The organism is Mesorhizobium sp. P3_B5, from assembly GCF_056402815.1.
This window is the reverse complement of record NZ_JBFUGR010000002.1, coordinates 608,795-633,133: the sequence shown is the minus strand read 5'-3', so window position 1 is coordinate 633,133 and position 24,339 is coordinate 608,795. Positions and strand designations below refer to the sequence as shown.

23 protein-coding genes, 1 tRNA gene and 1 other RNA gene are annotated in these 24,339 nt (G+C 62.5%); 15 read left to right on the top strand and 10 right to left on the bottom strand.

Annotation, left to right across the window (positions count from 1 at the left end; translation table 11 throughout):
• Window positions 1-40 precede the first annotated feature (40 nt).
• From AC1DVW_RS07980 to ffs, 3 genes are all read right to left on the bottom strand, one after another.
• Complete coding sequence (locus tag AC1DVW_RS07980) at window positions 41-364, bottom strand: YbaB/EbfC family nucleoid-associated protein (RefSeq protein WP_258604934.1); 324 nt, start codon at window positions 362-364, stop codon at window positions 41-43.
• Window positions 365-393: 29 nt separating this feature from the next.
• Window positions 394-2,211 carry a DNA polymerase III subunit gamma/tau gene (locus AC1DVW_RS07975; protein ID WP_477322273.1) on the bottom strand — a complete coding sequence of 606 codons (1,818 nt, stop codon included), beginning with the start codon at window positions 2,209-2,211 and terminating at the stop codon, window positions 394-396.
• A 105-nt stretch (window positions 2,212-2,316) separates the two neighbouring features.
• An RNA gene (ffs, locus tag AC1DVW_RS07970) (signal recognition particle sRNA small type) lies at window positions 2,317-2,413 on the bottom strand.
• A gap of 154 nt (window positions 2,414-2,567) precedes the next feature.
• Between ffs and AC1DVW_RS07965 the strand changes: the two genes are divergently transcribed.
• From AC1DVW_RS07965 to AC1DVW_RS07955, 3 genes are read left to right on the top strand one after another with little or no spacing between them, the layout of a single operon-like run.
• The gene (locus AC1DVW_RS07965; protein ID WP_477241536.1) at window positions 2,568-2,987 is read left to right on the top strand and encodes an HIT domain-containing protein; all 420 of its coding nucleotides are present in this window, start codon (window positions 2,568-2,570) and stop codon (window positions 2,985-2,987) included.
• A 37-nt stretch (window positions 2,988-3,024) separates the two neighbouring features.
• Complete coding sequence (nudC, locus tag AC1DVW_RS07960) at window positions 3,025-3,993, top strand: NAD(+) diphosphatase (protein WP_477241534.1); 969 nt, start codon at window positions 3,025-3,027, stop codon at window positions 3,991-3,993.
• Window positions 3,990-4,295, top strand: a complete 306-nt coding sequence (locus tag AC1DVW_RS07955; protein ID WP_477241532.1) for a Dabb family protein — start codon at window positions 3,990-3,992, stop codon at window positions 4,293-4,295. Before nudC ends, AC1DVW_RS07955 begins: the two co-directional genes overlap by 4 nt.
• Before the next feature lie 30 nt (window positions 4,296-4,325).
• On the opposite strand, the gene AC1DVW_RS07950 is transcribed toward AC1DVW_RS07955, so the two are convergent.
• A complete protein-coding gene (locus AC1DVW_RS07950; protein WP_477322271.1) occupies window positions 4,326-5,231 on the bottom strand; it encodes a LysR substrate-binding domain-containing protein in 906 nt (301 codons plus the stop codon).
• Window positions 5,232-5,336: 105 nt separating this feature from the next.
• On the opposite strand from AC1DVW_RS07950, the gene AC1DVW_RS07945 reads away from it, so the two are divergent.
• Both AC1DVW_RS07945 and AC1DVW_RS07940 read left to right on the top strand, forming a co-directional pair.
• Entirely contained in the window at window positions 5,337-5,930 is a 594-nt protein-coding gene (locus AC1DVW_RS07945; protein WP_477322270.1) for an isochorismatase family protein, read from the top strand.
• Window positions 5,931-5,968: 38 nt separating this feature from the next.
• Complete coding sequence (locus AC1DVW_RS07940) at window positions 5,969-6,733, top strand: pirin family protein (protein ID WP_477322269.1); 765 nt, start codon at window positions 5,969-5,971, stop codon at window positions 6,731-6,733.
• Between the two features lie 52 nt (window positions 6,734-6,785).
• Here AC1DVW_RS07940 and AC1DVW_RS07935 read toward each other — a convergent pair whose 3' ends face one another.
• A complete protein-coding gene (locus AC1DVW_RS07935; protein WP_477322267.1) occupies window positions 6,786-7,649 on the bottom strand; it encodes a prephenate dehydratase in 864 nt (287 codons plus the stop codon).
• Between the two features lie 13 nt (window positions 7,650-7,662).
• Entirely contained in the window at window positions 7,663-8,391 is a 729-nt protein-coding gene (locus AC1DVW_RS07930) for a 3-deoxy-manno-octulosonate cytidylyltransferase (protein ID WP_477275513.1), read from the bottom strand.
• A gap of 191 nt (window positions 8,392-8,582) precedes the next feature.
• Between AC1DVW_RS07930 and AC1DVW_RS07925 the strand changes: the two genes are divergently transcribed.
• The 7 genes from AC1DVW_RS07925 (at window position 8,583) to AC1DVW_RS07895 (ending at window position 17,990) form a co-directional block, all read left to right on the top strand.
• Complete coding sequence (locus AC1DVW_RS07925) at window positions 8,583-9,230, top strand: c-type cytochrome (RefSeq protein ID WP_477275515.1); 648 nt, start codon at window positions 8,583-8,585, stop codon at window positions 9,228-9,230.
• A 155-nt stretch (window positions 9,231-9,385) separates the two neighbouring features.
• Window positions 9,386-11,260, top strand: a complete 1,875-nt coding sequence (locus AC1DVW_RS07920; RefSeq protein WP_477322266.1) for an extracellular solute-binding protein — start codon at window positions 9,386-9,388, stop codon at window positions 11,258-11,260.
• Entirely contained in the window at window positions 11,260-13,128 is a 1,869-nt protein-coding gene (locus tag AC1DVW_RS07915) for an extracellular solute-binding protein (protein WP_477322265.1), read from the top strand. Before AC1DVW_RS07920 ends, AC1DVW_RS07915 begins: the two co-directional genes overlap by 1 nt.
• A 30-nt stretch (window positions 13,129-13,158) precedes the next feature.
• On the top strand, window positions 13,159-14,253 hold the full coding sequence (locus tag AC1DVW_RS07910; protein ID WP_477241514.1) for a microcin C ABC transporter permease YejB: 1,095 nt from the start codon (window positions 13,159-13,161) through the stop codon (window positions 14,251-14,253).
• On the top strand, window positions 14,253-15,392 hold the full coding sequence (locus tag AC1DVW_RS07905; RefSeq protein ID WP_477241512.1) for an ABC transporter permease: 1,140 nt from the start codon (window positions 14,253-14,255) through the stop codon (window positions 15,390-15,392). Before AC1DVW_RS07910 ends, AC1DVW_RS07905 begins: the two co-directional genes overlap by 1 nt.
• Entirely contained in the window at window positions 15,389-17,020 is a 1,632-nt protein-coding gene (locus AC1DVW_RS07900) for an ABC transporter ATP-binding protein (RefSeq protein ID WP_477275525.1), read from the top strand. Before AC1DVW_RS07905 ends, AC1DVW_RS07900 begins: the two co-directional genes overlap by 4 nt.
• A 28-nt stretch (window positions 17,021-17,048) precedes the next feature.
• Complete coding sequence (locus AC1DVW_RS07895; protein ID WP_477241508.1) at window positions 17,049-17,990, top strand: 2-hydroxyacid dehydrogenase; 942 nt, start codon at window positions 17,049-17,051, stop codon at window positions 17,988-17,990.
• 8 nt (window positions 17,991-17,998) lie between these two features.
• On the opposite strand, the gene AC1DVW_RS07890 is transcribed toward AC1DVW_RS07895, so the two are convergent.
• From AC1DVW_RS07890 to AC1DVW_RS07880, 3 genes are all read right to left on the bottom strand, one after another.
• Window positions 17,999-18,526 (bottom strand): P-loop NTPase family protein, encoded by a 528-nt coding sequence (locus tag AC1DVW_RS07890; RefSeq protein WP_477322264.1) that lies wholly within the window; start codon window positions 18,524-18,526, stop codon window positions 17,999-18,001.
• 62 nt (window positions 18,527-18,588) lie between these two features.
• Window positions 18,589-18,948 carry a hypothetical protein gene (locus AC1DVW_RS07885; RefSeq protein ID WP_477275529.1) on the bottom strand — a complete coding sequence of 120 codons (360 nt, stop codon included), beginning with the start codon at window positions 18,946-18,948 and terminating at the stop codon, window positions 18,589-18,591.
• A 111-nt stretch (window positions 18,949-19,059) separates the two neighbouring features.
• Window positions 19,060-19,980, bottom strand: coding sequence for a class I SAM-dependent DNA methyltransferase (locus tag AC1DVW_RS07880; protein WP_477322262.1), 921 nt, complete (start codon window positions 19,978-19,980; stop codon window positions 19,060-19,062).
• Window positions 19,981-20,087: 107 nt separating this feature from the next.
• Between AC1DVW_RS07880 and AC1DVW_RS07875 the strand changes: the two genes are divergently transcribed.
• Window positions 20,088-21,095, top strand: a complete 1,008-nt coding sequence (locus AC1DVW_RS07875; RefSeq protein WP_477322261.1) for a ligase-associated DNA damage response exonuclease — start codon at window positions 20,088-20,090, stop codon at window positions 21,093-21,095.
• A gap of 3 nt (window positions 21,096-21,098) precedes the next feature.
• A complete protein-coding gene (locus AC1DVW_RS07870; protein ID WP_477322259.1) occupies window positions 21,099-22,694 on the top strand; it encodes a cisplatin damage response ATP-dependent DNA ligase in 1,596 nt (531 codons plus the stop codon).
• Here AC1DVW_RS07870 and AC1DVW_RS07865 read toward each other — a convergent pair.
• A complete protein-coding gene (locus tag AC1DVW_RS07865; protein ID WP_477322258.1) occupies window positions 22,691-23,869 on the bottom strand; it encodes a hypothetical protein in 1,179 nt (392 codons plus the stop codon). The two genes, AC1DVW_RS07870 and AC1DVW_RS07865, sit on opposite strands and share 4 nt — an antisense overlap.
• Window positions 23,870-24,201: 332 nt before the next feature.
• Between AC1DVW_RS07865 and AC1DVW_RS07860 the strand changes: the two genes are divergently transcribed.
• Window positions 24,202-24,277, top strand: a tRNA-Thr gene (locus tag AC1DVW_RS07860).
• Window positions 24,278-24,339: the final 62 nt, after the last annotated feature.

The following is a 24,339-nucleotide window of genomic DNA, read 5'->3' as shown; positions in this document are numbered from 1 at the left end:
CGAATTTTCCTTCACAATCAATTAACTGGTTGCCGCCGGCTTAGAATGGCAGTTTCATCCCAGGCGGTATCGGCAAGCCTGCCGTCAGCGCCTTGGTCTTCTCCTGCATGATTTGCTCGACCTTATTTTTGGCGTCATTGTGGGCGGCCAGAAGCAGGTCTTCGAGAATCTCGACCTCGTCTTCCTTGAACAGTGACGGATCGATCTTCAGCGACTTCATCTCGAACTTGCCGGTCAGTGTCACGACGACCAGGCCGCCGCCGGCCACGCCGGTGGCTTCCAGCGTGGCGATCTCGTCCTGCATGGCCTGGAATTTGGCCTGCATTTCCTTCGCCTTGCCCATCAGGCCGAGAAGATCTTTCATTGATCCGATCCTTTGCAGAGTCTGGTTTGTCAGGTCTCGTCGTCATCGGCCGGCGGCTCGACCGGCACTTCGGTCTTGTCCGTGTCGACTTCCGGCGCGTCTGGAATGCGCACGTCGATGATCTTGGCGCCGGGAAAGCGCGCCAAGATGGCAGCGACGGTCGGGTCGCTCTTGGCATCCAGGAAAGCGTTCTCGCGTTTGGTCGATTCCATCTCGGCCAGCGTCTGGCCGCCGGTTTCCTTCGACAACGACACCAGCCAGCTGCGGCCTGTCCAGGCGCGCAGCTTGGTGGTCAGATCGTTGAGCAGCATTTTTGGCGCATCGTCGGTCAGGCTGAGGTCGATGCGGCCTGGCTCGATGCGCACCAGGCGCATGCAGCGCTTGACCAGCACCTTGAAGGCGATGTCCCGCTGGGCGTCGGCAAGGGCGGCGATGTCGGCCAGCGATTTCAGCAGCACCGGCGGCACTTCCGCGACAGGCTCGGGCGGTGCAACAAAGGCGGCAGGCATCGGCTCGGTCTCGACCAGCCGCATGGTCTGCGCACCACCGCCAGGCGTCGGCATCCGTGTCTGCGCCACAGCGCTGGTGCCGCCGCCATTGCCGGTGCCTGCCGGCGCACCGTTCGAGCGTGGCGCGCCATTCGAGGCCGGCGCAACACCCTCCAGCGACCGCAGCGCCTCGTCCAGCGTCGGCAGGTCGGCGGCGTGCGCCAGCCGGATCAGCACCATTTCACCGGCGCTGACCGGCCGGTTGGAAGACTGCACCTCTGGAATGCCTTTCAGCAGCATCTGCCATGTTCTGGACAGCACCCGGACCGAGAGCGTCCTGGCGAAGTCGGCGCCACGCGCACGCTCATCCTCGGACAGCGAGGCGTCGTCGAGCGCGGTCGGCACGAAACGCAGCCGGGTGACGAGGTGGTTGAATTCGGCAAGGTCGGTCAGCACCGCGGCCGGGTCGGCGCCGGTGTCGTACTGGTTGCGGAATTCGGCCAGCGCCGCCGCCACATCACCCTTCATCACATGCTCGAACAGGTCGACGATGCGGGCGCGGTCGGCCAGGCCCAGCATGGAGCGCACCGCTTCGGCGCTGACCGCGCCGCCGCCATGGGCGATCGCCTGGTCGAGGATGGACAGCGAATCGCGCGCCGAGCCCTCGGCGGCCCGCGCGATCATCGCCAGTGCGTCGTCGTCGACGGCAATGCCTTCCTTGGCCGAAATCGAGGCGAGATGCGCGACCAGCGCGCCGGCATCGATACGCCTGAGGTCAAAGCGCTGGCAGCGCGACAGAACGGTGATCGGCACCTTGCGGATTTCGGTGGTGGCAAAAATGAATTTGACGTGCGGCGGCGGCTCTTCCAGCGTCTTCAGCAGGCCGTTGAAGGCCTGGGTGGAGAGCATGTGCACTTCGTCGATGATGTAGACCTTGTAGCGCGCCGACACCGGCGCGTAGCGCACGCGCTCGATAATGTCCCTGATGTCGTCGATGCCGGTGTGCGAGGCGGCGTCCATCTCGATCACGTCGACATGGCGGCCTTCCATGATTGCCTGGCAATGCTCGCCGAGCACCGCAAGGTCGATCGATGGCTGATCGACGCTTGATGTCTTGTAGTTCAGCGCCCGCGCCAGGATGCGCGCCGTCGTCGTCTTGCCGACACCGCGCACGCCGGTCAGCATCCAGGCCTGGGCGATGCGGCCGGTGGCAAAGGCATTGGTCAGCGTGCGAACCATCGGCTCCTGGCCGATCAGTTCGGAGAAATTGGAAGGACGGTATTTGCGCGCCAGAACGCGATAGGCGCCGGCCTTTTGCTTATCCAGGTTTTCTGGGCCCGAATTTCCGGCTTCGCTCATTCGCCCGTAAAGCTCCAAAAGGCCGCGTCCGAGGGTGGCCGATTCCTGCTAATAGTCTCGCCCGCGCTGCAATGCGTCGTCAATGTCGCGAGAGGGGCCGATGAGGTGGGAGGCTGGAACAATGACCCGTTCCGGGCTCGTTAGGGCTGCTTCCTTCCGGACCTGACCCGGTTGGCGAGTGGATCGTCCACCACCAACCTCCCGCGTTCCATATCGGCAATTGCGCGATGAAATGCAAGTGCACACGAGAATCCGCATCGCGAACCGCGACCGATCAATGATTCGCTTGCAGCCCTCTTGCAGCCGCTCTAGCGTTCACAAGTTTGAAAAAAGCCGCAAAATTGAAGGAAACGCCGATGCTGCCGGGCCTCAAGGCCGGATTCACACTCGACTCCAGGCTGGAGGTGGACAGCGAGCAGCTGATGTGGCTCGGCCTGTGCGAATTGCGCGTGATGAACGACTGCCGCTGGCCGTGGCTGCTTCTGGTGCCGCAGCGGCCAGGCTCGGAGGAAATCCACGACCTGACGCCGCTCGACCAGGCGATGCTGACCTTCGAGACCAACATGGTGGCGCAGGCGCTGAAAAAGGTGACCGGCTGCACCAAGATCAACACCGGCGCGCTCGGCAATATCGTGCGCCAGCTGCATGTCCATGTCATCGCCCGCTCGGAAGGCGATCCCGGCTGGCCGGGGCCGGTGTGGGGGCACGGCATGCGTGAACCCTATCAGCGCTCCGACATCCGCAAGTTTGCGCAACAGATCAAGGCGGCGTTATAAGCCTGTCCGTGCCAATCCCAGCCTTCGAGTCCCCTGAATGACCTTCCGCCTGTTTGACGCGCCCTTGCGCGAGCCGAGCCAGTTCGTCGGCTTTGCCGGCAACACCATCGACCGGCAGTCCGAGAACCGTGCCGACGATTCCGTCGAGAAGGCGCTGGCCGACCCCTCAGCACGGCTTTTGCTGATGCATGGCGGCCGGCTTCACCTGAAGCTCAGGGATGGCAACTTCGATCCGTGGTTCCATCTGGCCGAGAGCCGACCGCTCAAACCCTCGCCCGAACAGGGCGTTCTGCTCGGCTTTTCCGAAAGCGGCCCGGTGTTGGCCGTGCCGGTCGCGATCGAGTCCGAGCAGCTTCCCGAAACCATCAAGGCCATCGACTATCGCTCGGTCTACATGCAAGGGCTAATCGACGAGGCGGCTGCCGGCGCGCTGGCGCAAGGCGCTGCCTTGCTCGCCTGGCATGCCAGCCACCGCTTCTGCAGCAAATGCGGCACCCAGTCGGACATGCGGGCCGGCGGCTACAAGCGCCACTGCCCAAATTGCAGCACCGAGCATTTCCCACGCACCGACCCGGTGGCGATCATGCTGACCGTCACCCCGGAAAAATGCCTGCTTGGCCGCGGCCGGCATTTTGGGCCGGGCATGTATTCCGCGCTTGCCGGCTTCATCGAGCCGGGCGAGACGATCGAGGCGGCGGTGCGCCGCGAGACGCTGGAGGAAGCCGGCATCCGGCTCGGCCGCGTCGTCTACCACGCCAGCCAGCCTTGGCCGTTCCCCTATTCGCTGATGATCGGCTGCTTCGGCGAGCCGCTCAACGACGACATCCAGGCCGACCTCAACGAACTCGAAGACTGCCGCTGGTTTTTCCGCGATGAGGTGCGGCTGATGCTGGACAGGACGCACAAGGACAACCTGGTCACGCCGCCGAAAGGCGCGATCGCGCATCACTTGATCCGCGCCTGGGTCGATAGCGAAACGAGAAATATCGCAGGAGTACGAACATGATCCGTCACACCGTCGTCTTCACGCTGAAGCATCCGCCACACTCACTGGAGGAAAAAAGATTCCTCACCGACGCCAAGAGAATCCTCAGCGCGATCAAGGGCGTTACGCATTTCGAGCCGCTGCGGCAGGTCAGCCCCAAGAACGACTATCACTTCGGCTTCTCGATGGAGTTCGTCGATCAGGCGGCCTATACGAGATACAATGATCATCCCGACCACGTCGCCTTCGTGCGCGACCGCTGGGTGCCGGAAGTCACGGCGTTTCTCGAAATCGACTACGTGCCGCTGGGCCTGCTTGTCTAGAGCACTTTCGGCATCCCTAGTTGCCGTGGGCTAACGCGGTGAGCGCCCGTCCTTGAACGCTTCGGAAAACTCGGCAACGATCGCTTTTATCAAGCGGCCGGTGATCCTGTCCTTCTGCCAAAGCGCTGTCATCTCGACGGGAGACGGTTCCCAGTCCGGCAGGACACGGACCAGTGCACCGGATTTCAATGCGGCCTCGACCATGAAAATGGGCAGATTGGCGACGCCGAGCCCGGCAATCGCGGCATCGATCAGTATGGTCTGCCGGTTTGCCGCAAAGCCGATCCTGGGACTCACCGCGGTTGTCACGCCGGCATGGTTGCGCAAATCCCATTCGACCAGATCACGACGGATCGCCAGCGCAGGACTATCCTTCAAGTCCAGCGGGCCCTTCAGATCGGGATGTGCCGCCAGATAGTCCGGACTGGCGACCAGCATTCGCGGCAAGGTCGCTATCTTCCTGAAGACCAGCGCGGAATCCGCGACCGACCCCATGCGGACAACGAGATCGTATCCTTCCTCGATCAGGGATACTCTGCGGTCTTCAAGCGTCATTTCGATCATGACGTCCGGGTATCGGGTCTTGAACTGGATCAAGGCTGGAGCAAGCACTGCCGTGGCCATGTCGGGCGGCAGTGACAGACGCACTCTCCCCGACAGCGCTACCCGCTCGTCCTGAACCTCGGCGACGGCTTCTTCGGCGAGCGTGAAAGCTGTCCGGCTGCGGTCGAAAAGCTGCTGGCCCTGCTCGGTCAGCACGACGCCCCTCTTCGTGCGCCGGGCCAGCCGAACGTTCAAAGCCTGTTCCAGCGCCGATAGGCGGCGAGACAGCGTAGCCTTCGGGATGCCCGTCGCACGTTCGGCGGCCGCCAGCCCGCCAGCCTCGACGATGCGAACAAACAGCGCGAGGCCGTCGAAGTCTCCAAACGTTGTCATGTTCCATTTGTGGAACATGACATGGGTATTTTTCAAGTCTTCCGCGGTGTTCGTTTCATTCATAAATCCTTTGGCGAGCGATGACGCTCCCAAGGAGATCACATCATGTCCAAGAATTTCACGCCTGAGAATTCCGCGCTTCTGCTGATCGACCACCAGGTCGGCACGATGCAGCTGATCAAGAACATCGACGTCGAGCAGGCCAAGCGCATGTCGCTGGCGCTGGCGAAAGCTGCAAGCGTCCTGGGCATACCGACCGTGCTGACCTCGAGCCAGGAAGACCGACTGCAGGGTCCGTTGCTGCCGGAACTGCAGGAGATCCTTCCCGACGCGTTCGCCAAGCGCGTCAAGCGCGAAGGCGTCGTCAACGCATGGACCGACGCCAACTTCAAGGCAACGGTCGAAGCGACGGGACGCAAGAACCTGATCATGGCTGGCGTCACCACCGACGTCTGCCTTGTCTTTCCAGCCATCGACGCCGTTGCCGAGGGCTACAACGTGCAAGCCGTCATGGACGCTTCGGGTTCGCCATATGAACTTTCCGAGGACATGTCCCGCCGCCGCATGCAGGACGCCGGCGTCATTCTGACGGCGACCAACACCATGATCGCGGAACTCGCCCAGAACTGGGGCACGCCAAGCGGGCAGAAGCTCATCCAGTTGCTGTTCACCGACGTGCTGCCGCCGATTCAGGCGTAGCCGATATCAAGCCCGAACGAAGCCGAGGAGCAAGGAACATGGCCACGGAAGCAACTGCCATCAAAGGGACTGGCGTCATCTCGCCGGATACCCATCTGGTCAGGGCATCCGGCCCGTTCCAGCTCCGTCGAATCCGCCCGGGTATTTCGCTGGGGCAACGCGATGATTCGGGTTTCGGCGGGCTTGGAATTATCGACCACGCCCGGCTGCAACCCGGCCTTGTCGTCAGGATGCACGAACATCGCAATGACGAGATCATCAGCTACATGCGCTCGGGCCGAATGCGCCACACCGATTCGGCCGGCAGGAGCGAAGTCATATCACCCGATCGATTGATGGTGATGAACGCAGGCCGCGGCTTCTCGCACGAAGAGGAAGTGGTCGGCGACGATCCGATCGAGATGCTGCAGATCTTCGTCCGGCCCGAGGCGGCGAACCTGGAACCGGGCGTTCAGTTCATCGATCTGGATGAAGGCAAGCGAAACGATCGATGGCGGCTGCTGGCCGGGCCGGCCGGATCGGCAGCGCCGAGCTTCGTTCGCCAGGCCATCACTCTCTACGATGCTCACCTGTCGGCGGGCAGGCGTGTCGACCTGCCGTCAATGCCCGGCTTCGATCGCTGGCTCTACGTTTTTCGCGGCAAGGTTTCAGTTGGCCAACAGGAGGCCGCAACGCACACGGCGGTGATGATCGGCGCCGATGAAGCCGCGCTTACCGCGACGGCGACCACGGACTCGGACGTCGTTGTCTTTCTCGTCGATCGATCTGCGAATTTTTCCCGCGAGGGAACGATCAGCGGCTGAGCAAGCCCTGACCATGCTGTGTTGAGTACCCACACCGTGAACCTCAGCAGGCCTAGTCCGCGACTTTCCATTCCTCGCGCGAATTGGCGGCGGGATAGACACCCAGGATCCGCATTTCGCGGGAGAAGAAGCGCAGCTCCTCGAGCGCCAGTTTCACCAGCGGATCATCGGGATGACCCTCGATATCGGCATAGAACAGCGTCGCCGTGAACGCGCCGAGCTGATAGCTCTCCAGCTTGGTCATGTTGATGCCGTTGGTGGCGAAACCGCCCATCGCCTTGTAGAGCGCGGCCGGCACGTTGCGGACGCGGAAGATGAAGGTCGTCATCATCTTGGTGTCGGGCGACGGACGCTCGGCCCATTGCTTGTTCTTGGTCAGGACGACGAAGCGGGTGACGTTGCTATCGGTGTCCTCGACATTTTCCTCGATGATGTCGAGGCCGTAGAGGCTCGCGGCCAGCGCCGGCGCCAACGCCGCCATGGTGCGGTCCTTGACCTCGGCAACCAGCTTGGCGGCACCCGCGGTATCGCCGGCGACGATCGCCTTCCAGCCATTCTTGCGGATGTATTTGCGGCATTGGCCGAGCGCATGGATGTGGCTGTGCACGGTCTTGATCTCGTCGCGCTTGACGCCCGGCAGCACCATCAGCTGGAAATGGATCGGCAGGAAATATTCGCCGACGATGTGCAGCTTCGATTCCGGCAACAAATGGTGGATGTCGGCGACGCGCCCGGCAATGGTGTTCTCGATCGGGATCATGGCCAGATCAGCCTTGCCGGTCTCGACGGCGTTGAACGCATCCTCGAAGGTCGGGCACGGCAACGGCTCCATCGAGGGATAGACGTTGCGGGAGGCGGTGTCGGAATTGGCGCCCGGCTCGCCCTGGAAGGATATTCTGTTGGTCTTTTCAGGCATGACGCAAAATTTCTCAGGTTGAAAGGATCGATCTGGCGCGTTCGAGATCGTGCGGCGTGTCGACGCCCAGCGGCAGCGACTGGACGATCTCGGCGTCGATGCGCATGCCGGCTTCCAGCGCCCGCAACTGCTCCAGCCGCTCGCGCCGCTCCAGCGGCGATGGCTTCAGCGCAACGAAGCGCTCGAGCGCTGCGCGGCGATAGGCATAGAGGCCAATGTGATGATAGAGGGGCCCGTCGCCCCAGGGGGCGGTGGCGCGGGTGAAATAGAGCGCCTTGAGCCGCGTCGAAGACAGCGGCGAGCCGACGATCTTGACGACGTTCGGGTTGGTCTTTTCCTCGTCGCGGACGATCTCGACGCCGAGCGTGGCGATGTCCACGGCCGCATCCTCGAACGGCTTCAGCGACGCGCCGATGATCTCAGGGTCGATGGTCGGCAGGTCACCCTGGACATTGACGATGGTTTCGACCTTGCGGCCGGGGTCGAGCGCGGTCAGCGCCTCGAAGATACGGTCCGAACCCGACTCATGGTCCATCCGCGTCATCACCGCCTCGAAACCGTGCGCGCGCACCGCTTCGGCCACGCTTTGCGTGTCGGTTGCCACCACCACCCGGCCAAGCCCGGCCTCGGCGGCGCGGCGGGCGACATGGACGATCATCGGCGCGCCGGCAATGTCGGCCAACGGCTTGCCCGGCAGGCGGGTCGAGGCCATGCGGGCCGGGATGAGGATGAGCGTGGACATGAAGTCAGCAGGCGTTCGAAAAGAGGAGGGGGAAAGTGGCAAAAGGTCTCACTGGAAGCGCCCTTATAGGTGTTGCAACGCCTGAGCAAAAGACCTAGTTTCCGCCCGATTTGACCGGCTCCGCGGGGTGGGTCACGATACCGACGGACGCGTGGACGGAGAGGTCCGCCGGAAAAGGGAGCCTGGGGCGTATGGATTCCAACGAAGTCAACAAACTGCTCGCCGGATTGCTGGGAACTTGTTTCGTGGTCTTCTCGGTCGGTTTGGTGTCCGACGCACTGTTCGCCTCGCCTGCGCCGGAAAAGCCCGGCTTCGCCATCGAGGCGGCAGAGCCGGCTGAAGGCGGCCCGGCCGCCCCTGCCGAAGCGGCCAAGCCGATCGCCGATCTCTTGGCCACCGCCAATGTCGAGCAAGGTGCTGCCGTCTTCAAGAAATGCCAGGCCTGCCATTCCGGCGAAAAGGGCGGCCCCAACAAGGTCGGTCCCGATCTGTGGGACCTGATCGACCGTCCGGTGGCCGAGCATGAGGGCTTTGCCTATTCGGCCGGCATGAAGGAGTTCTCCAAGGGCGGCACCGAGAAGTGGACCTACGACAACATCAACCACTTCATCACCTCGCCGAAGAAGTTCGTGAAGGGCACGGCGATGGGGTTCGCCGGCCTGCCCAAGGACGAGGATCGCGCCAACGTCATCGCCTATCTGCGCACGCTGTCGGACAGCCCGAAGCCGCTGCCGGCACCGGGTGCGGCCGCCGACGCAACGGCGCCGGCCAAGCCAGCGGAAGGTGCAGCCCCCGCCAAGCCGGCCGAAGCTGCCGCGCCGGCGGCGCCTGCCAAATAACGAAATTGTAATAGACACTTCCTTGAAAAAGCCGGGTTCAGCCCGGCTTTTTTGTTAGGGATGATGCATTTGCGGCGACAAAGCCGGTCTGTCGCGGTTTTCACGGACGTCAAATCATCTAGACTGTCCGCGAACGCACCGCAGAGAGGAAACGCATGACGGTTGGCCGGACGCTTTTCAGATCGATGCTGATCGTGGCCACGCTCGCCGGCGGCCTGCAGGCGGCCTCCTCTGACGAATGGCGGACTTCCTCCTCGCTGATCGGCGAGTCCAAATACGGCGACAATTTCCAGCACTACGACTACGTCAACCCGGACGCGCCAAAGGGTGGCACGCTGAATTCGGTGGTGTTGGGCACGTTTGACAGCTTCAACCCGTTCATTGCTCGCGGCACCCCTGCCGCAGGGTTGAACTATCAGGGCGGCCTGCTCTACCAGTCGCTGATGGCGAAATCCATTGACGAGGGTAGCACCAACCACCCCGAAATCGCCGAGGCCTACAAGTACCCGGAAGATTTCTCATCTGCGACGTATCGGCTCGACCCGCGCGCCAGATGGCACGATGGCCAGCCGATCACCGTCGATGACGTGATCTGGTCATTCAATTTCCTGAAAAAGGAAAGCCCGCAGTTCAACCGCTATTTTGCCAATGTCACGGAAGCGGTCGCCGTTTCAGATCGGGAAGTCGAGTTCCGCTTTGACCAAAAAGGCAATCGTGAGCTGCCACTGATCATGGCGGATGTGGTGGTGCTGCCGAAGCACTGGTGGGAAGGCACCGACGCCAACGGCAAGAAGCGCGACATCACCCAGCCAAGCCTCGAAATCCCGCTCGGCTCAGGGCCTTACAAGATCGTGAGTTTCAAACCTGGCTCGGAAGTCGTCTGGCGGCGGGTCCCCGATTACTGGGCGGCGGGCCTTGGCATCAATGTGGGGCGTAACAATTTCGACCGCGAACGGTTTACCTATATCCTCGACGACAATGCCGCCTGGCAGGCCTTCACCAAAGGCGGGTTCGAAGACATCAACCGCGAGTACAGCTCGCGCAAATGGGCGACGGCCTATACCTTCCCGGCAATCCAGGCCGGCGACGTCATCAAGAAGGACTTCCAGAGCCAGTCGCCACAGCCGATGCAGGGCTTCGTACTCAACCAGCGGCGGCCGCTGTTCCAGGACCGCCTGGTGCGGGAGGCACTGACCTTGCCGTTCGATTTCGAGACGATGAATCGTACCCTGTTCTTCGGTTTCAACACCCGTACATCAAGCTATTTCCAGGGCACCGAATTGGCGTCGAGCGGGCTGCCACAAGGCAAGGAGCTGGAAATCCTCGAGCCGTATCGCGACAAGCTGCCGCCCGAACTCTTCACCCAGGACTTCAAGCTGCCCGTCTACGATACACCGCAAGCGGAACGGAAGTACCTCAAACAGGCGGTCGATCTCTTTGCAAAGGCCGGCTGGGTGATCAAGGGGGGCAAGATGGTCAACGCCAAGACCGGCGAGCCGTTCAAGTTCGAAATCCTCGGCTGGAACGACACCGACCAGGTGATCGCCAGCCCCTATATGGCCAATCTGCGCAAGATAGGCATCGACGCTACACTGCGCATCGTCGATCAGTCCCAGTACATCAACCGCGTCACCAATTTCGATTTTGACGTTGTCACGGGCCTGTTCGGCCAATCGGATTCGCCCGGCAACGAGCAGCGCGAATTCTGGGGCTCGAAGGCTGCCGACACGCACGGCTCACGCAACCTGGTGGGCATCAAGGATCCGATTGTCGATGCGCTGGTAGACCGCATCATCTTCGCCACCGACCGCGACGATCTCGTCGCCGCCACCCATGCGCTCGATCGGGTTCTGTTGTGGAGCTATTATGTCGTGCCGCAATGGCACCGCCCGGTGGTGTGGCTGGCCTACTGGAACAAGTTCGGCATCCCCGACAAGCAGCCCGCCTATATCGGCGCCGACACCGATTCCTGGTGGATCATTCCCGAGAAGGAAAAGGCGTTGGCGGCCAAATACAAGGGCGGAAATTGATGGCGGTGCTGCCCCGCCGCGACTTCCTGGCCTTGGGCGGCGCTGTAGCCGCCGTTGCGCTTCTGCCAGGTCGAGCCTTCGCCACCATCCCGACCAGCGTGAAGCTGCACGGCCTGTCGGCCTTCGGCGATCTGAAATACAAGCCTGACTTCACGCATTTCGACTATGTGAACGTTGACGCGCCGCAAGGCGGCACCTTCAATTTCTCGCCGCCCAACTGGGGTTACAACCAGAGCCCTTTGACCTTCAACACGCTGAACTCTTTCTCGGTCAAGGGCGACGCGCCGCCACGCATGGGGATGTGCTTCGATTCCCTCATGACAAGGGCGTTGGACGAGCCGGACGCCGTCTATGGCCTGATCGCCGATGGCGTGACGATTGCTGATGACCGCAACAGCTTCGAGTTTTCGCTCAGGCCTGAAGCACGCTTCCACGATGGCACGCCGCTGACCGCCGAAGACGCCGCCTTCAGCTTCAAGCTGTTCAAGGACAAGGGCCATCCCGACCTGTCGCTATCGCTGACGCATCTCGAGGATGCGGTTGCCGTCGGTCCCCACACGCTACGACTGACCTTTTCCGGCAAGCAGTCGGCTCGTACCATCCTGAATATCGTCGAGTTCCCAATTCTGTCGAAGGCCTTTTACACCGCCAATCCCTTCGATTCCTCGCAACTGAACCCACCGCTCGGCTGCGGCGCCTACAAGGTCGGGCGCTGGTCGGCGGGAGCCTGGATCGAATATGAGCGCGTGGCTGACTATTGGGGCAAGGATCTACCCGTCAATCGCGGCCAGAACAATTTCGAGCGTATCCGCATCGAGTTCTATCAGGACCGCACGGCCGGCTTCGAAGCCTTCAAGAAAGGCGAGATCACCTACCGGGAGGAATTCACCTCGCGCGTCTGGGCGACGGCTTACGATTTTCCAGCCTTCACCGCCGGCAAGGTGATCAAACACGAATTCCCCGCCGAGACATTGCCGTCCATGCAGGCCACCGCGGTCAACCAAAGGCGCGAACATTTTCGCGATTCACGCGTGCGGCAAGCAATCGCACTTTGCTTCGACTTCGAATGGACGCGGCGCAATTTCTTCTACGGCTCCTACGAGCGCTCGCAATCCTGCTTCGAGAAATCGGACTTTCGCGCCGAAGGACTGCCATCGCCGCAAGAGCTCGCTTTGCTGGAACCGCTGCGCGACCAGCTTCCGGTGGAAGTCTTCGGCGAAGCCGTCGTGCAGGCGGTCTCCGACGGCTCCGGCCGCGACCGGAAACTGCTGGGCAAGGCGGCGAAGCTTCTGGCCGAGGCCGGCTGGAAGCGGTCCGGCGATTTCGTCGCCAACGACAAGGGCGAAAGGCTTTCGGCCGAATTCCTGGTCGATGACGAAACCTTCGTGCAGGTCTACTCACCCTGGGTTGCCAATATGAAGGCCGTCGGCATCGATGCCACCATCCGGTTGGTCGATTCAGCGCAATACCAGCTACGGCAATCGACCTTCGATTTCGACCTGATCTCGGCCGCCTTCTCGTTTTCGGCGACGCCGACCCGCGACGATCTCGAAATCTTCTTCCATTCGAGCACGGCAAAAGTCTCCGGTTCGCGCAACCTGTCGGGGGTATCAAGCCCGGCCATCGACGCACTCATCGACGCCGTCGGCGCCGCCAAGGATCGAGAAAGCTTGACGGTTGCGGTCCGGGCGCTCGACCGGGCCTTGCGTGCGCGGCGCGATTGGATTCCTAGTTGGTTCCTGGCGAATCACCGAAGCGCCTATTGGGACATGTTCGGCTTTCCCGAGCAGAAACCCGATTTCGGCTTTCCGGTCGAAGCGCTGTGGTGGTTGGACAAGGGCAAGGCGGCAAAGATTGGCAAAGGCTGAGATGTTCGCCCATCGAGGGCAGAGGGCCTAATGGGCGCCTATATACTGCGCCGCATCCTGCTGATGATCCCGACCCTGTTCGGCATCATGGCGGTGTCCTTCGCGGTCGTCCAGTTCGCTCCAGGCGGCCCGGTCGAGCAGGTCATCGCCAAGCTGACCAACCAGGGCGGCAGCGATCGTCTCGGCAGTGGCGGCGGCGATTCGGGCGGCGCCAATTTCGATCCGGCCGGCGATGTCAGTTCGAAATACCGCGGCGCGCAAGGACTCGATCCTGAATTCATCAAGAAGCTGGAGAAGCAGTTCGGCTTCGACAAGCCGCCGCTCGAGCGCTTCGGCCTGATGCTGTGGAACTATGCCCGTTTTGATTTCGGCGACAGCTATTTCCGCGACATTTCGGTGCTCGACCTGATCCTGGAAAAGATGCCGGTATCGATTTCGATCGGGCTGTGGATCACGCTTTTATCCTACCTGATCTCGATCCCGCTCGGTATCCGCAAGGCGGTCAAGGACGGCACGCCCTTTGACATATGGACCAGCGGCGTCGTCATCGTCGGCTACGCCATTCCAGGCTTCCTGTTCGGCATCATGCTGATGGTGCTGTTTGCCGGCGGATCGTTCTGGGACTGGTTTCCGCTGCGCGGAATCACCTCCGACAATTGGGACCAGCTGTCCTGGTCAAGCAAGATTCTGGACTATTTCTGGCACATGACCTTGCCGCTGACCGCGCTGGTGCTGTCGGCCTTCGCCACCACCACGCTTTTGACCAAGAATTCGTTCCTCGAGGAAATCCGCAAGCAATATGTGGTGACCGCACGCGCCAAGGGCCTGTCGGAGCGGCAGGTGCTCTATGGCCACGTCTTCCGCAACGCCATGCTGATCGTCATCGCCGGCTTTCCCGGCGCTTTCATCTCGGCCTTTTTCACCGGCTCGCTGCTGATCGAGAACATATTCTCCCTCGACGGCCTTGGCCTGCTCGGCTTCAAATCGGTGATCGATCGCGACTATCCGGTGGTGTTTGCCAACCTCTACATCTTTTCGTTGCTTGGCCTGTTTGTCGGGCTCTTGTCCGACCTGATCTACACCTGGGTCGACCCGCGCATCGACTTCGAGCGGAGAGACGTCTGATGACGCAAGCTGCCACAGATGCTGTGCCGGCGCGGATTCCTCGGCCGTGGCTGTCGCCGCTCAACCAGCGGCGCCTGCAGAATTTCAAAGCCAACCGGCGCGGCTACTGGTCGTTGTGGATTTTTCTTGTCCTGTTCGTGCTGTCGCTGTTTTCCGAACTGATCGCCAACGACAGGCCGATCATCGTGTCCTACAAAGGCGAGATCCTGTTTCCGGTGCTGGTCGCCTACCCGGAAGAGAAGTTCGGCGGCTTTTACGCGGTCACCGACTATCGTGACCCTGTCATCCAGGACGAGATCAATGGCAATGGCTGGATGATCTGGCCGCCGGTGCGCTACTCCTACCAGACCGTCAACAACGCCATTCCCGAGGCAGCCCCCACCAAGCCATCCTGGCTCTATGATGCCAAGACACGCTGCAACCAGTATCCGCAAGGTGCTGCCGACCCCAACTGCGTCGTCGGCAACTGGAACTGGCTCGGCACCGACGACCAGGCGCGCGACGTGCTGGCGCGCGTCATTTATGGGTTCAGAATCTCGGTGCTGTTCGGGCTGATCCTGACGCTGGGCTCGGCACTGATCGGCGTCGCGGCCGGTGCGGTGCAAGGTTATTTCGGCGGCTGGACGGATCTTCTGTTCCAGCGCTTCATCGAAATCTGGTCGGCGATCCCGGTGCTCTATCTGCTGCTGATCGTCGCCGCCATCCTGCCGCCCGGCTTCTTCATCCTGCTCGGTCTGATGCTCTTGTTCTCCTGGGTGGCGCTGGTCGGCGTGGTGCGGGCCGAGTTCCTGCGCGCCCGCAATTTCGAATATGTCAACGCCGCGCGCGCGCTCGGCGTACCTAACCACACCATCATGTTCCGGCATCTCTTGCCCAACGCCATGGTGGCGACGCTGACCTTCCTGCCCTTCCTGCTCTCAGGCTCGATCTCGACGCTGACCTCGCTCGACTATCTCGGCTTCGGCCTGCCGCCCGGCTCTGCCTCGCTCGGTGAATTGTTGAAGCAGGCGCAGCGCAATCTCAACGCGCCGTGGCTGGGCATTTCCGGCTTCGTCGTCATTTCGCTGATGCTGTCGTTGCTGGTCTTCGTCGGCGAAGCGACCCGCGACGCTTTCGACCCGCGCAAGGCGTTCCGATGAGCGACGCCCCTCTCCTTTCCGTCCGCGATCTCAGCGTCGCCTTCACGCAAGGCGGCAACCAGTCGATGGCCGTCGACCACATCTCCTTCGATCTCGCCAAGGGCGAGACAGTTGCACTGGTCGGCGAATCCGGCTCCGGCAAATCCGTCTCGGCGCTGTCGGTGCTGAAGCTGTTGCCCTATCCGACCGCCAGCCATCCCTCGGGCAAGATCCTGTTCCAGGGCGCCGACCTGCTGGCGATGAACGAGAAGCAATTGCGCAGCGTGCGCGGCAACAAGATCACCATGATCTTCCAGGAGCCGATGACCTCGCTCAATCCGCTGCACACGATCGAGCAGCAGATTGTCGAGATCCTGAAACTGCATCAGGGCATGGCTGATCGCCCGGCACGCGCGCGCACGCTGGAACTGCTGAGCGAGGTCGGCATCCGCGATCCGCAAAAACGGCTCGACGCCTATCCGCACCAGCTTTCCGGCGGTCAGCGCCAGCGCGTCATGATCGCCATGGCGCTGGCCAACGAGCCTGAGTTGCTGATCGCCGACGAACCGACGACCGCGCTTGACGTGACCGTGCAGGCGCAGATTCTCGAACTGCTGGCGGGGCTGAAGAGCCGCAAGGGCATGTCGATGCTGTTCATCACCCATGATCTCGGCATCGTCCGGAAAATCGCCGACCGCGTCTGCGTGATGACGAAGGGCAAGATCGTCGAGACCGGGCCGACGAAAGAGATCTTCGCCAACCCGCAACACGCCTATACCAAGCACCTCCTGGCGGCCGAGCCGAAAGGCAAGCCGCCGGCCGCCAACGCTGCCGCCAAGCCGGTGATGACGGGCCACGACATCAAGGTCTGGTTTCCGATCAAGAAAGGCTTCTTCCGCACCACCGTCGACAATGTGAAAGCGGTCGACGGCATCGACGTCACCGTGCGCGCCGGCCAGACGCTTGGCGTCGTCGGTGAATCCGGTTCGGGCAAGACGACGCTCGGCCTGGCGCTGGCGAGGATGATCTCGTCGACCGGAACCATTCAGTTCAATGGACGCGACATCAACAAGCTGACCTTCAACGCCATGCGACCGCTGCGGCGCGAGTTGCAGATCGTCTTCCAGGACCCGTTCGGATCGCTCAGCCCGCGCATGTCCATCTCGGAGATTATCGAGGAAGGGCTGAAGATCCATGAGCCGAAGCTGTCGCCGGATCAGCGAGACGTGAGGGTGGTCGACGTGCTCGGCGAAGTCGGCCTCGATGCCGCCACCCGCAACCGCTATCCGCATGAATTCTCCGGCGGCCAGCGCCAGCGCGTCGCCATCGCGCGCGCCATGGTGCTCAATCCGCGCTTCGTCATGCTGGACGAGCCGACCTCGGCGCTCGACATGAGCGTGCAGGCGCAAGTCGTCGACCTTTTGCGCAGCCTGCAGGCAAAGCACGACCTCGCCTACCTCTTCATCAGCCACGACCTGAAAGTCATCCGAGCCCTTGCCAACGACGTCATCGTCATGCGCAATGGCAGGATCGTCGAAGCCGGCCCGTCCGAACAGATTTTCGAGCGGCCGCAGACCGACTATACCAAGGCGTTGATCTCGGCCGCCTTCAGAATCGAGACGGCGCCGGTTGGCATCGTCAGCGAGTAGACTGCGCAAGAGGGAATAGAACCCGAAGATGGAAAAAGGCCGCATCCTGCTTGCCGTTACCGGCTTTCATCCGCAGCGCTGGCGCGAACTTTTGTCGGCCGAACGCGAGGTGGTGCTCGAGCCGGACGGCGCCAGCGATCCGTCGATCACCTATGCGGTGGTGTGGAAGCAGAAGCCGAACCTTCTGGCGTCGCTGCCCAATCTGCGCGCCATCTTCTCGATCGGCGCCGGCGTCGACCATATCTTCGCCGACCCCGGCCTGCCCAAGGTGCCGATCGTCAAGGTAGTCGCCGACAACCTCACCCAGTACATGACCGAATATGTCGTCTGGCGGGTGCTCGATCATCACCGCCAGGGCATGCTCTACCGGTCGCAGCAGCCAAAGAAGATCTGGCACGAGCCGCCGCAGCGGCCGGCCGGCGACATTTCGGTCGGCATTATGGGGCTCGGCAATCTCGGCCGCGCGGCGGCGTCGGTGCTATTGTCGCTCGGCTTTCCGGTCAATGGCTGGTCGCGCACGGACCGGCCGATGAAAGGTGTCTCGACCTATGCGGGAGAGGCCGGGCTGGTTCCCTTCCTCAATGCCACCGACATCCTGGTGGTGCTGTTGCCGCTGACGCCCGACACGAAAGGCATCATCAATCATGGCGTGCTGAAGGAGTTGCGCAAGCGCAATGGCCTTGGCGGCGCGGTGCTGATCAATGCCGGGCGCGGCCGGCTGCAAAAAGATGCCGACATTTTGCGCGCGCTGGACGACGGCACGCTGAAGGAAGCGAGCCTCGATGTGTTCGAGGTCGAGCCGCTGCCGAAGACCAGTCCGCTCTGGGGCCATCCGAAAGTGTTCGTGACCCCGCACGCGGCGGCGACCTCCGATCCTGTGCATCTGGTACCGATCATGCTTCGGCAGATGGCCGCCTATGAGCGCGGCGAAAAGCTCGACAATCTTGTCGATCGCGACGCGGGGTACTAGCCGAGCCTTCACTTGGCCAGGTCCCAGTCCCGGAAACTCTTCTTGATTGCCCGCAGCGACGACAGCTGCAGCTTTGGCAGATCGAGCTCTGCGAACATTGCCCGGTATCGTTTGCGATTTTTCGGTGTGATCACGGCAATGTGGTGGATCATGTCCCATTTGATGCTGTCGCGCCCGCCTTCCAGGCCGCCGCGCCTGTCTTTTTCGAACAGCGTTCGCCTGACATAGCGCAGCAGACTAAGCGGCGTGGAGATATCCAGCAGGATCAGCCCCGTCGCCCGCTGAAAGCGCTGCGGCATGCCGATCGCGTAATTTCCATCCATCACCCAGCGTTCGCCGGCGATTGCCGTGTCATGCAGAGCCATAAATTCGCTCTTGGGACGCTGTTCCCAATCCGTGTTCGGAAGATGGAAGAGCAGATCGAGATGAACGACCTCCAGATTGCGCTTGCGGGCAATCGCGTCGGCAAGGGTCGACTTGCCGCTGTTGGACGGCCCGAGGATACAGATGCGGTTCCCCAGCTCCGAGAGATCCATCCGATCGTGCCCTAAGAGGTAGCTTGTTGCCTGCTATTCTCGACCGCTGACGGCTTGGGATCTCAGCTGGGGAGAGCGAACTTCTTCTGCTTGCCCGGCTTACCGCAATCGCGGCGGTCAATCGAGCGGTTCATGGCGTCGATCCTACCGGTTGCCTGGTCGATATCGCGCTTGTTCTTCGAGCGCATATCCGGCGTGAACGGACCAAAGCCCAAAGCCGGATTGGAGAAGGTCGGCTTGGCATCCACCGCCAAATGATATTGCTGCGCCAGGCCGTTTCGCTGCGCCAGCAATTGATCGCAAGGCACGGTGTCGAACTGCAGCGAGGATTCGACATTGGCATCCTGCCGCTCGGACATCGATGAGCCCATGCAGCCGGCCATCGCCAGGCAAGACGCCAAGACCATCATGTTCCAGCGCATTGGTTTTGCTCCTGCGGATGTCCGCCCCCTGTCATCCGCGCATGCGATTCGGGCTTTTTCACAGCAAAGGAGGCGGGACGGCACCGCGGCTTTGGTCACCATTGTGAGCATTCAGCCCGTGCTGATTTTCCCTGCCACCACCACCAGCCCTTCGACCGCCTGACGGCGATCCTGCCGGATGGTTTTTGCGTCCAGCGACAGGACCGAAAACCCGCTGGCGGCCAGAATCCGCCTGACATAGGGCTCCGAATGCGCAAAGCGGCGCGACGGCTGCAGCGCCAAATCGCCGGCCGGGTCTGCCAAACTCTCGACCGAGAACGCAAGCAGACCGTCGCTGGCCAGCAGCCCGGCAATCGTCTTCAGCATGGCTTCGAGCCCGCCGACATAGATGAACACGTCGGCCACCGTCACCAGATCGGCTTTTGGGCCGGCATAGGAAAAATCCCGCAGGTCGGCCTTGCCCAGAAAATCGTAGATGGCTTTGGCTCGCGCCTTTCTCAGCATGCTGGCCGAGATATCGTAGCCCTCCAGCCGGTCGGCGATCGGCCGCAGCCTTTGCCCCATCAACCCGGTGCCGCAGCCGAGATCGAGCGCCAGCGAGAAGCGGCTCGGCCTTGCCGTCCGAATGGCCTGATCGAGAAACTCCGGCAAGCGGTAGCCGAGTTTCTCGACCAGCGATTGATCGAACGTCTCGGCATAGTGGTCGAACAGCGTCTCGACGAAGGCGCTGGGGAGTGCGTCGGTCGCCGGCGCCTTGCCGATCAATTGCAAATTGAGCGACGCACCCTGGCGATCCGTCGGGTCCAGCTGCAACGACATCGTCCAGGCTTGCGCCGCCAGACTCGGAGCGCCCGCCGCTTGCTGCATCTCGCCGAGGCGGAACCAGCCCATCGCCCATTGCGGCGTCAGTTCCAGCGCGCCAAGCAGCAATTCGGCCGCTGCCGCATGATCGCCATCGGCATGCAGCATCTCGGCATAGTCGGCGCGGCGATCGGCGTTCAAGTCGCCGGACGAGGCCTGAAGCGGTTTCATGGCGATGGGTCCTGCCGGCAAACGAAGCCGGCGGTGCCGTGTATGCGGGAGTCAGCAGGGACTTACAACAGGCTTCCCGCGCCTGAATTAGTGCCTATCTTGGAACCATGCGCGCCAGCGACCTGCTTCATCCCCGGCCGGAAGGCCTGTATTGCCCGCCCGGCGATTTCTTCATCGACCCGGTGCGGCCGGTCAACCGGGCGCTGATCACGCACGGCCATTCCGACCATGCCCGCTCCGGCCACCGCTCGGTGCTGGCGACCCAGCAGACGCTCGACATTATGGGGCTGCGCTATGGCGAGGATTTTGCCGAGGCAACGCAAGCGGCGGCGCTCGGCGAGACGATGGCGCTGAACGGCGTCAGCGTCACCTTTCATCCGGCGGGCCATGTGCTCGGCTCGGCACAAATCACGGTCGAGCATCAGGGCACGCGCATCGTCGCATCCGGCGACTACAAGCGGCAGAAGGACGCCACTTGCGCACCGTTCGAGCCGATCAAATGCGACGTCTTCATCACCGAGGCGACCTTCGGCCTGCCGGTGTTCCGCCACCCGCCCGATACCGAAGAGATCGCCCGGCTGCTGAAGTCGGCCGCACAGTTTCCCGAACGCTCGCATCTGGTCGGCGCCTATGCGCTGGGCAAGGCTCAGCGGGTGATGCGGCTGCTGCGCAACGCCGGCTACGACAAGCCGATCTACATTCACGGTGCGCTGGCCAAGCTCAGCGACTACTATCAGAGCCAGGGCATCGACCTCGGCACGCTGGAGCCGGCAACCGTGGAGGGCGGCAGGCAAGATTTCGCTGGCGCCATCGTCGTCGGTCCGCCGTCGGCCTTTGCCGACCGTTGGGCACGGCGCTTTCCCGACCCGATCTCGTGTTTTGCCTCCGGATGGATGCGCATCCGCCAGCGCGCCAAGCAAGGCGGGGTCGAACTGCCGCTGATCATTTCCGACCATGCCGATTGGGACGAACTTACCGCCACCATCAAGGAGACGGGCGCCGGCGAAGTCTGGGTCACGCATGGCCGCGAGGAAGCGCTGGTGCGCTGGTGCGAACTGGAGGGCATTGCTGCCAGGCCGCTGCATCTCGTCGGCTATGAGGACGAGGGCGACTGAGGCATGAATCGCTTTGCCGAACTTCTCGACCGCCTGGTGCTGACGCCGTCGCGCAACGGCAAGCTGACGCTGCTGATCGACTATTTTCGCAGTGTCGAGGATCCGGATCGCGGGCTGGCGCTGGCGGCGATCACCGGCGATCTCAATATCGCGGCGGTCAAGCCGGCGATGCTGCGCACACTGGTCACCGAGCGCATGGACCCGGTGCTGTTCGGCTATTCCTACGACTATGTCGGCGACCTCGCGGAAACCGTGTCGCTGGTCTGGCCGCAATCACCGGCAAATATGCAGAACCGTGAGCCGACGCTTGGCGAGGTCGTCGAAAAGCTGCAGGCGGCGAGCCGTTCCGACGGGCCGAAGGTGCTGGCCAGGCTGCTCGACAGCGCCAGCATTTCGGCACGCTTTGCCATCATCAAACTGGTCACCGGAGGGTTGCGCATCGGCGTCTCGGCGCGGCTAGCGAAACAGGCGCTGGCCGAATTCGGCAAGGTCGAAATCGCCGAAATCGAGGAGCTGTGGCACGGGCTGACGCCACCCTATGCCGGGCTGTTCGCCTGGCTGGAAGGCCAGGCCGAAAAGCCGGCAAGGACGGCGTTGGCGCTGTTCCGGCCAGTGATGCTGTCCAACCCGGTTGGCGACGGCGATCTCGAAAAACTCAACCCGGCCGACTATGCCGCCGAATGGAAATGGGACGGCATCCGCGTCCAGGCAACCTGCGAAGGCGGCGTTCGCCGGCTCTATTCGCGCACCGGCGACGATGTCTCCGGCGCCTTTCCGGATCTCGCCGACGCTATGCATTTTTCCGCCGCCCTCGACGGTGAACTGCTGGTCGGCGATCCCTTAGCGACCGGCACGTTTTCCGACCTGCAGCAACGGCTGAACCGCAAGAGCGTAACAGCGAAGATGCAGCAGCAATATCCAGCCTTCATGCGCTGCTACGACCTCTTGCAGATCGGTGACGAGGATTTGCGCGCGCTGTCGTTTCGCGAGCGGCGCGGCCGCCTCGAAGCCTTCGTGACAACGCTCGATCCGAGCCGCTTCGATCTCTCGCCGCTGGTCGACTTCGCCGACTGGCCGGCGCTGGAGGAAATGCGCCGTGCGCCGCCGCATCCAATCATCGAAGGCGTCATGCTGAAGCGCTGGGATTCGCCCTATCTGGCCGGCCGGCCGAAAGGCCCGTGGTTCAAGTGGAAGCGCGATCCGCACACGGTCGACGCGGTGCTGATGTATGCCCAGCGCGGCCACGGCAAGCGTTCGAGTTTCTACTCGGACTATACGTTCGGCGTCTGGTCGGGGCCGGAAGGATCGGAGGAACTGGTGCCGGTCGGCAAGGCCTATTTCGGCTTCACCGACGAGGAACTGAAGCAGATCGACAAATATGTCCGCGACAACACGGTCGAGCGTTTTGGCCCGGTCCGCTCGGTGCGGGCCGACCGCAAGAACGGCCTGGTGCTGGAGGTGGCGTTCGAAGGGCTCAACCGCTCGACCCGGCACAAATCCGGCGTCGCCATGCGATTTCCCAGAATTTCGCGGCTACGCTGGGACAAGCCGACCGCCGAGGCCGACCGCATCGAAACGCTGCAGGCGCTTCTGGACTAGGGCGCGATCGAGACGCGGATTTCGTAGATGTCGACTGCTTTGCCCTGCTTGTCGAAGTCGGAATTGATGGCGATGGTGCCGGCGGCACCCGGATGCTTCTGCGGGAATTGCACGTCGAACAGATATTCGTTGCGCTCCTGGCTGACCGCGTAGCGCTTGCGGCCACAATCGCCGAGATCGCCGAAATTGCAGTCGACGGAAATCTGCGTCTCCTTGCCCTCTTCGGAGCGGGCGAGGATATCGAACATGGCGTGTTTGCCGGCGAGTTTCTCCAGCACGCCTTGCCCGACATCGAAGGCGATGGCCGAGCCGGAGGCGCCGGAGCGGATGCGCAGGAAGGACCCGGTGTCGTCCTGCATCACCTCGGCCTTGGCGTCGGACGGCGCGCTGACATGCGTCGGATCGGCAGGCGAAAACACATTGATCCAGTCGCGCGCCTGATCGGCGGCGCCGGGTTTCTGCGGCGAGCCCGAGTCGGCCGGTGGCGTGAAATCGTCACCGTCGACCGTCGGCGGCGCCTCTGGCGGGGCCGTGTCGAGTTGGGCCGGCGTTTTGAAGACGCCGGTCTGGATGCCGAAATAGAGGCCGATGCCGGCGGCGGCGAGCAGAGTCACAGCGAGGAAGATCGCGGTCAGCGGCAAGCGGCGCCCCCTCACCCGCCTCTCGTCACGGTCGGGCGCCACCTCTGTCGCGGCTTCGGTGGGAGCTGAGGTGAACATGTCGATTTCCGGCACGCCGGGAAGAACCGCGTCGGGCATGATATCGGGGACGACCGGCAAGACGCGCGATTGCGGCGCGTCGGATGCCGGAGGTTGCACTGGCCCGTCGACAACGACCTCAGGCGACGGCGCGGGTTCGACAGCTTCGCCCACAGGTTCGGTGCTCGTGGGAAGTTCCACTGCGGGCGCAGCCGCGGCAGGTTCCGCCTGCGCGGCAGTTTCCACCTGCGGCGCAACATCGGCAACCGCCGGCAGATACTCGGATTCGATCTCGGTGATCTTGGCCTGCACCGCTTTGCGGCGCTTGATGGCGGCTTCCACCGTCACGCCGGGATTGGCCTGGAGGACGCGGTCAAGCGCGGCGAAGGCCGATCGATAGACCTTCTCGCGAAACGCCCGGTCCTCGGCATTGCCTTTTTCGAAGGCGTTGCGGATCGCTTTTTCGATCGCGTCCAAGCGAATTCCCTCTGCACGTTCGCTCACATCGCCATGATCGTTAGCCGCAGGCGACCAATCAATCAACGGGCGAGCGGCCGCATTCTGCCTCAGCAGGGCGTCCAAGGCCGATTTCGGAGGTTTTCGGCAAAGAAATCAACATATTTCGCCGATCTTGCCGGTGCGATCACGGACGAAGCGCCCGGCGACGGTCGCGTAGGCGTCAAGCGGACCGGTGTGCCGGCTCCTTTTGGACCGGCAGCCAGGGTCGGCACGAAATGCCAAGTCCTGTCTTGAATTTACGACCGGTTGCGTCTATCACCCAGCCCATCTTGGAGGCCTTGGCTTCCCGGGCCGCTTTAGCTCAGTTGGTAGAGCACATCATTCGTAATGATGGGGTCAGGTGTTCGAGTCACCTAAGCGGCACCATTTTTCTCAGACATTTGCCCGCACTTGCTCCCGACGGGCTGCTCTGGACGCCCCCATTTATC

Bases quoted from the DNA above. Each gene is read 5' to 3' on its own strand.
- AC1DVW_RS07905 (WP_477241512.1), top strand. From the start codon at position 14,253: ATGACGCAAGCTGCCACAGATGCTGTGCCGGCGCGGATTCCTCGGCCG.
- AC1DVW_RS07965 (WP_477241536.1), top strand. From the start codon at position 2,568: ATGCTGCCGGGCCTCAAGGCCGGATTCACACTCGACTCCAGGCTGGAG.
- AC1DVW_RS07930 (WP_477275513.1), bottom strand. From the start codon at position 8,391: ATGTCCACGCTCATCCTCATCCCGGCCCGCATGGCCTCGACCCGCCTG.
- nudC (WP_477241534.1), top strand. From the start codon at position 3,025: ATGACCTTCCGCCTGTTTGACGCGCCCTTGCGCGAGCCGAGCCAGTTC.
- AC1DVW_RS07980 (WP_258604934.1), bottom strand. From the start codon at position 364: ATGAAAGATCTTCTCGGCCTGATGGGCAAGGCGAAGGAAATGCAGGCC.
- AC1DVW_RS07955 (WP_477241532.1), top strand. From the start codon at position 3,990: ATGATCCGTCACACCGTCGTCTTCACGCTGAAGCATCCGCCACACTCA.
- AC1DVW_RS07920 (WP_477322266.1), top strand. From the start codon at position 9,386: ATGACGGTTGGCCGGACGCTTTTCAGATCGATGCTGATCGTGGCCACG.
- AC1DVW_RS07975 (WP_477322273.1), bottom strand. From the start codon at position 2,211: ATGAGCGAAGCCGGAAATTCGGGCCCAGAAAACCTGGATAAGCAAAAG.
- AC1DVW_RS07950 (WP_477322271.1), bottom strand. From the start codon at position 5,231: ATGACAACGTTTGGAGACTTCGACGGCCTCGCGCTGTTTGTTCGCATC.
- AC1DVW_RS07895 (WP_477241508.1), top strand. From the start codon at position 17,049: ATGGAAAAAGGCCGCATCCTGCTTGCCGTTACCGGCTTTCATCCGCAG.
- AC1DVW_RS07890 (WP_477322264.1), bottom strand. From the start codon at position 18,526: ATGGATCTCTCGGAGCTGGGGAACCGCATCTGTATCCTCGGGCCGTCC.
- AC1DVW_RS07945 (WP_477322270.1), top strand. From the start codon at position 5,337: ATGTCCAAGAATTTCACGCCTGAGAATTCCGCGCTTCTGCTGATCGAC.
- AC1DVW_RS07875 (WP_477322261.1), top strand. From the start codon at position 20,088: ATGCGCGCCAGCGACCTGCTTCATCCCCGGCCGGAAGGCCTGTATTGC.
- AC1DVW_RS07915 (WP_477322265.1), top strand. From the start codon at position 11,260: ATGGCGGTGCTGCCCCGCCGCGACTTCCTGGCCTTGGGCGGCGCTGTA.
- AC1DVW_RS07880 (WP_477322262.1), bottom strand. From the start codon at position 19,980: ATGAAACCGCTTCAGGCCTCGTCCGGCGACTTGAACGCCGATCGCCGC.
- AC1DVW_RS07900 (WP_477275525.1), top strand. From the start codon at position 15,389: ATGAGCGACGCCCCTCTCCTTTCCGTCCGCGATCTCAGCGTCGCCTTC.
- AC1DVW_RS07925 (WP_477275515.1), top strand. From the start codon at position 8,583: ATGGATTCCAACGAAGTCAACAAACTGCTCGCCGGATTGCTGGGAACT.
- AC1DVW_RS07910 (WP_477241514.1), top strand. From the start codon at position 13,159: ATGGGCGCCTATATACTGCGCCGCATCCTGCTGATGATCCCGACCCTG.
- AC1DVW_RS07870 (WP_477322259.1), top strand. From the start codon at position 21,099: ATGAATCGCTTTGCCGAACTTCTCGACCGCCTGGTGCTGACGCCGTCG.
- AC1DVW_RS07935 (WP_477322267.1), bottom strand. From the start codon at position 7,649: ATGCCTGAAAAGACCAACAGAATATCCTTCCAGGGCGAGCCGGGCGCC.
- AC1DVW_RS07885 (WP_477275529.1), bottom strand. From the start codon at position 18,948: ATGCGCTGGAACATGATGGTCTTGGCGTCTTGCCTGGCGATGGCCGGC.
- AC1DVW_RS07940 (WP_477322269.1), top strand. From the start codon at position 5,969: ATGGCCACGGAAGCAACTGCCATCAAAGGGACTGGCGTCATCTCGCCG.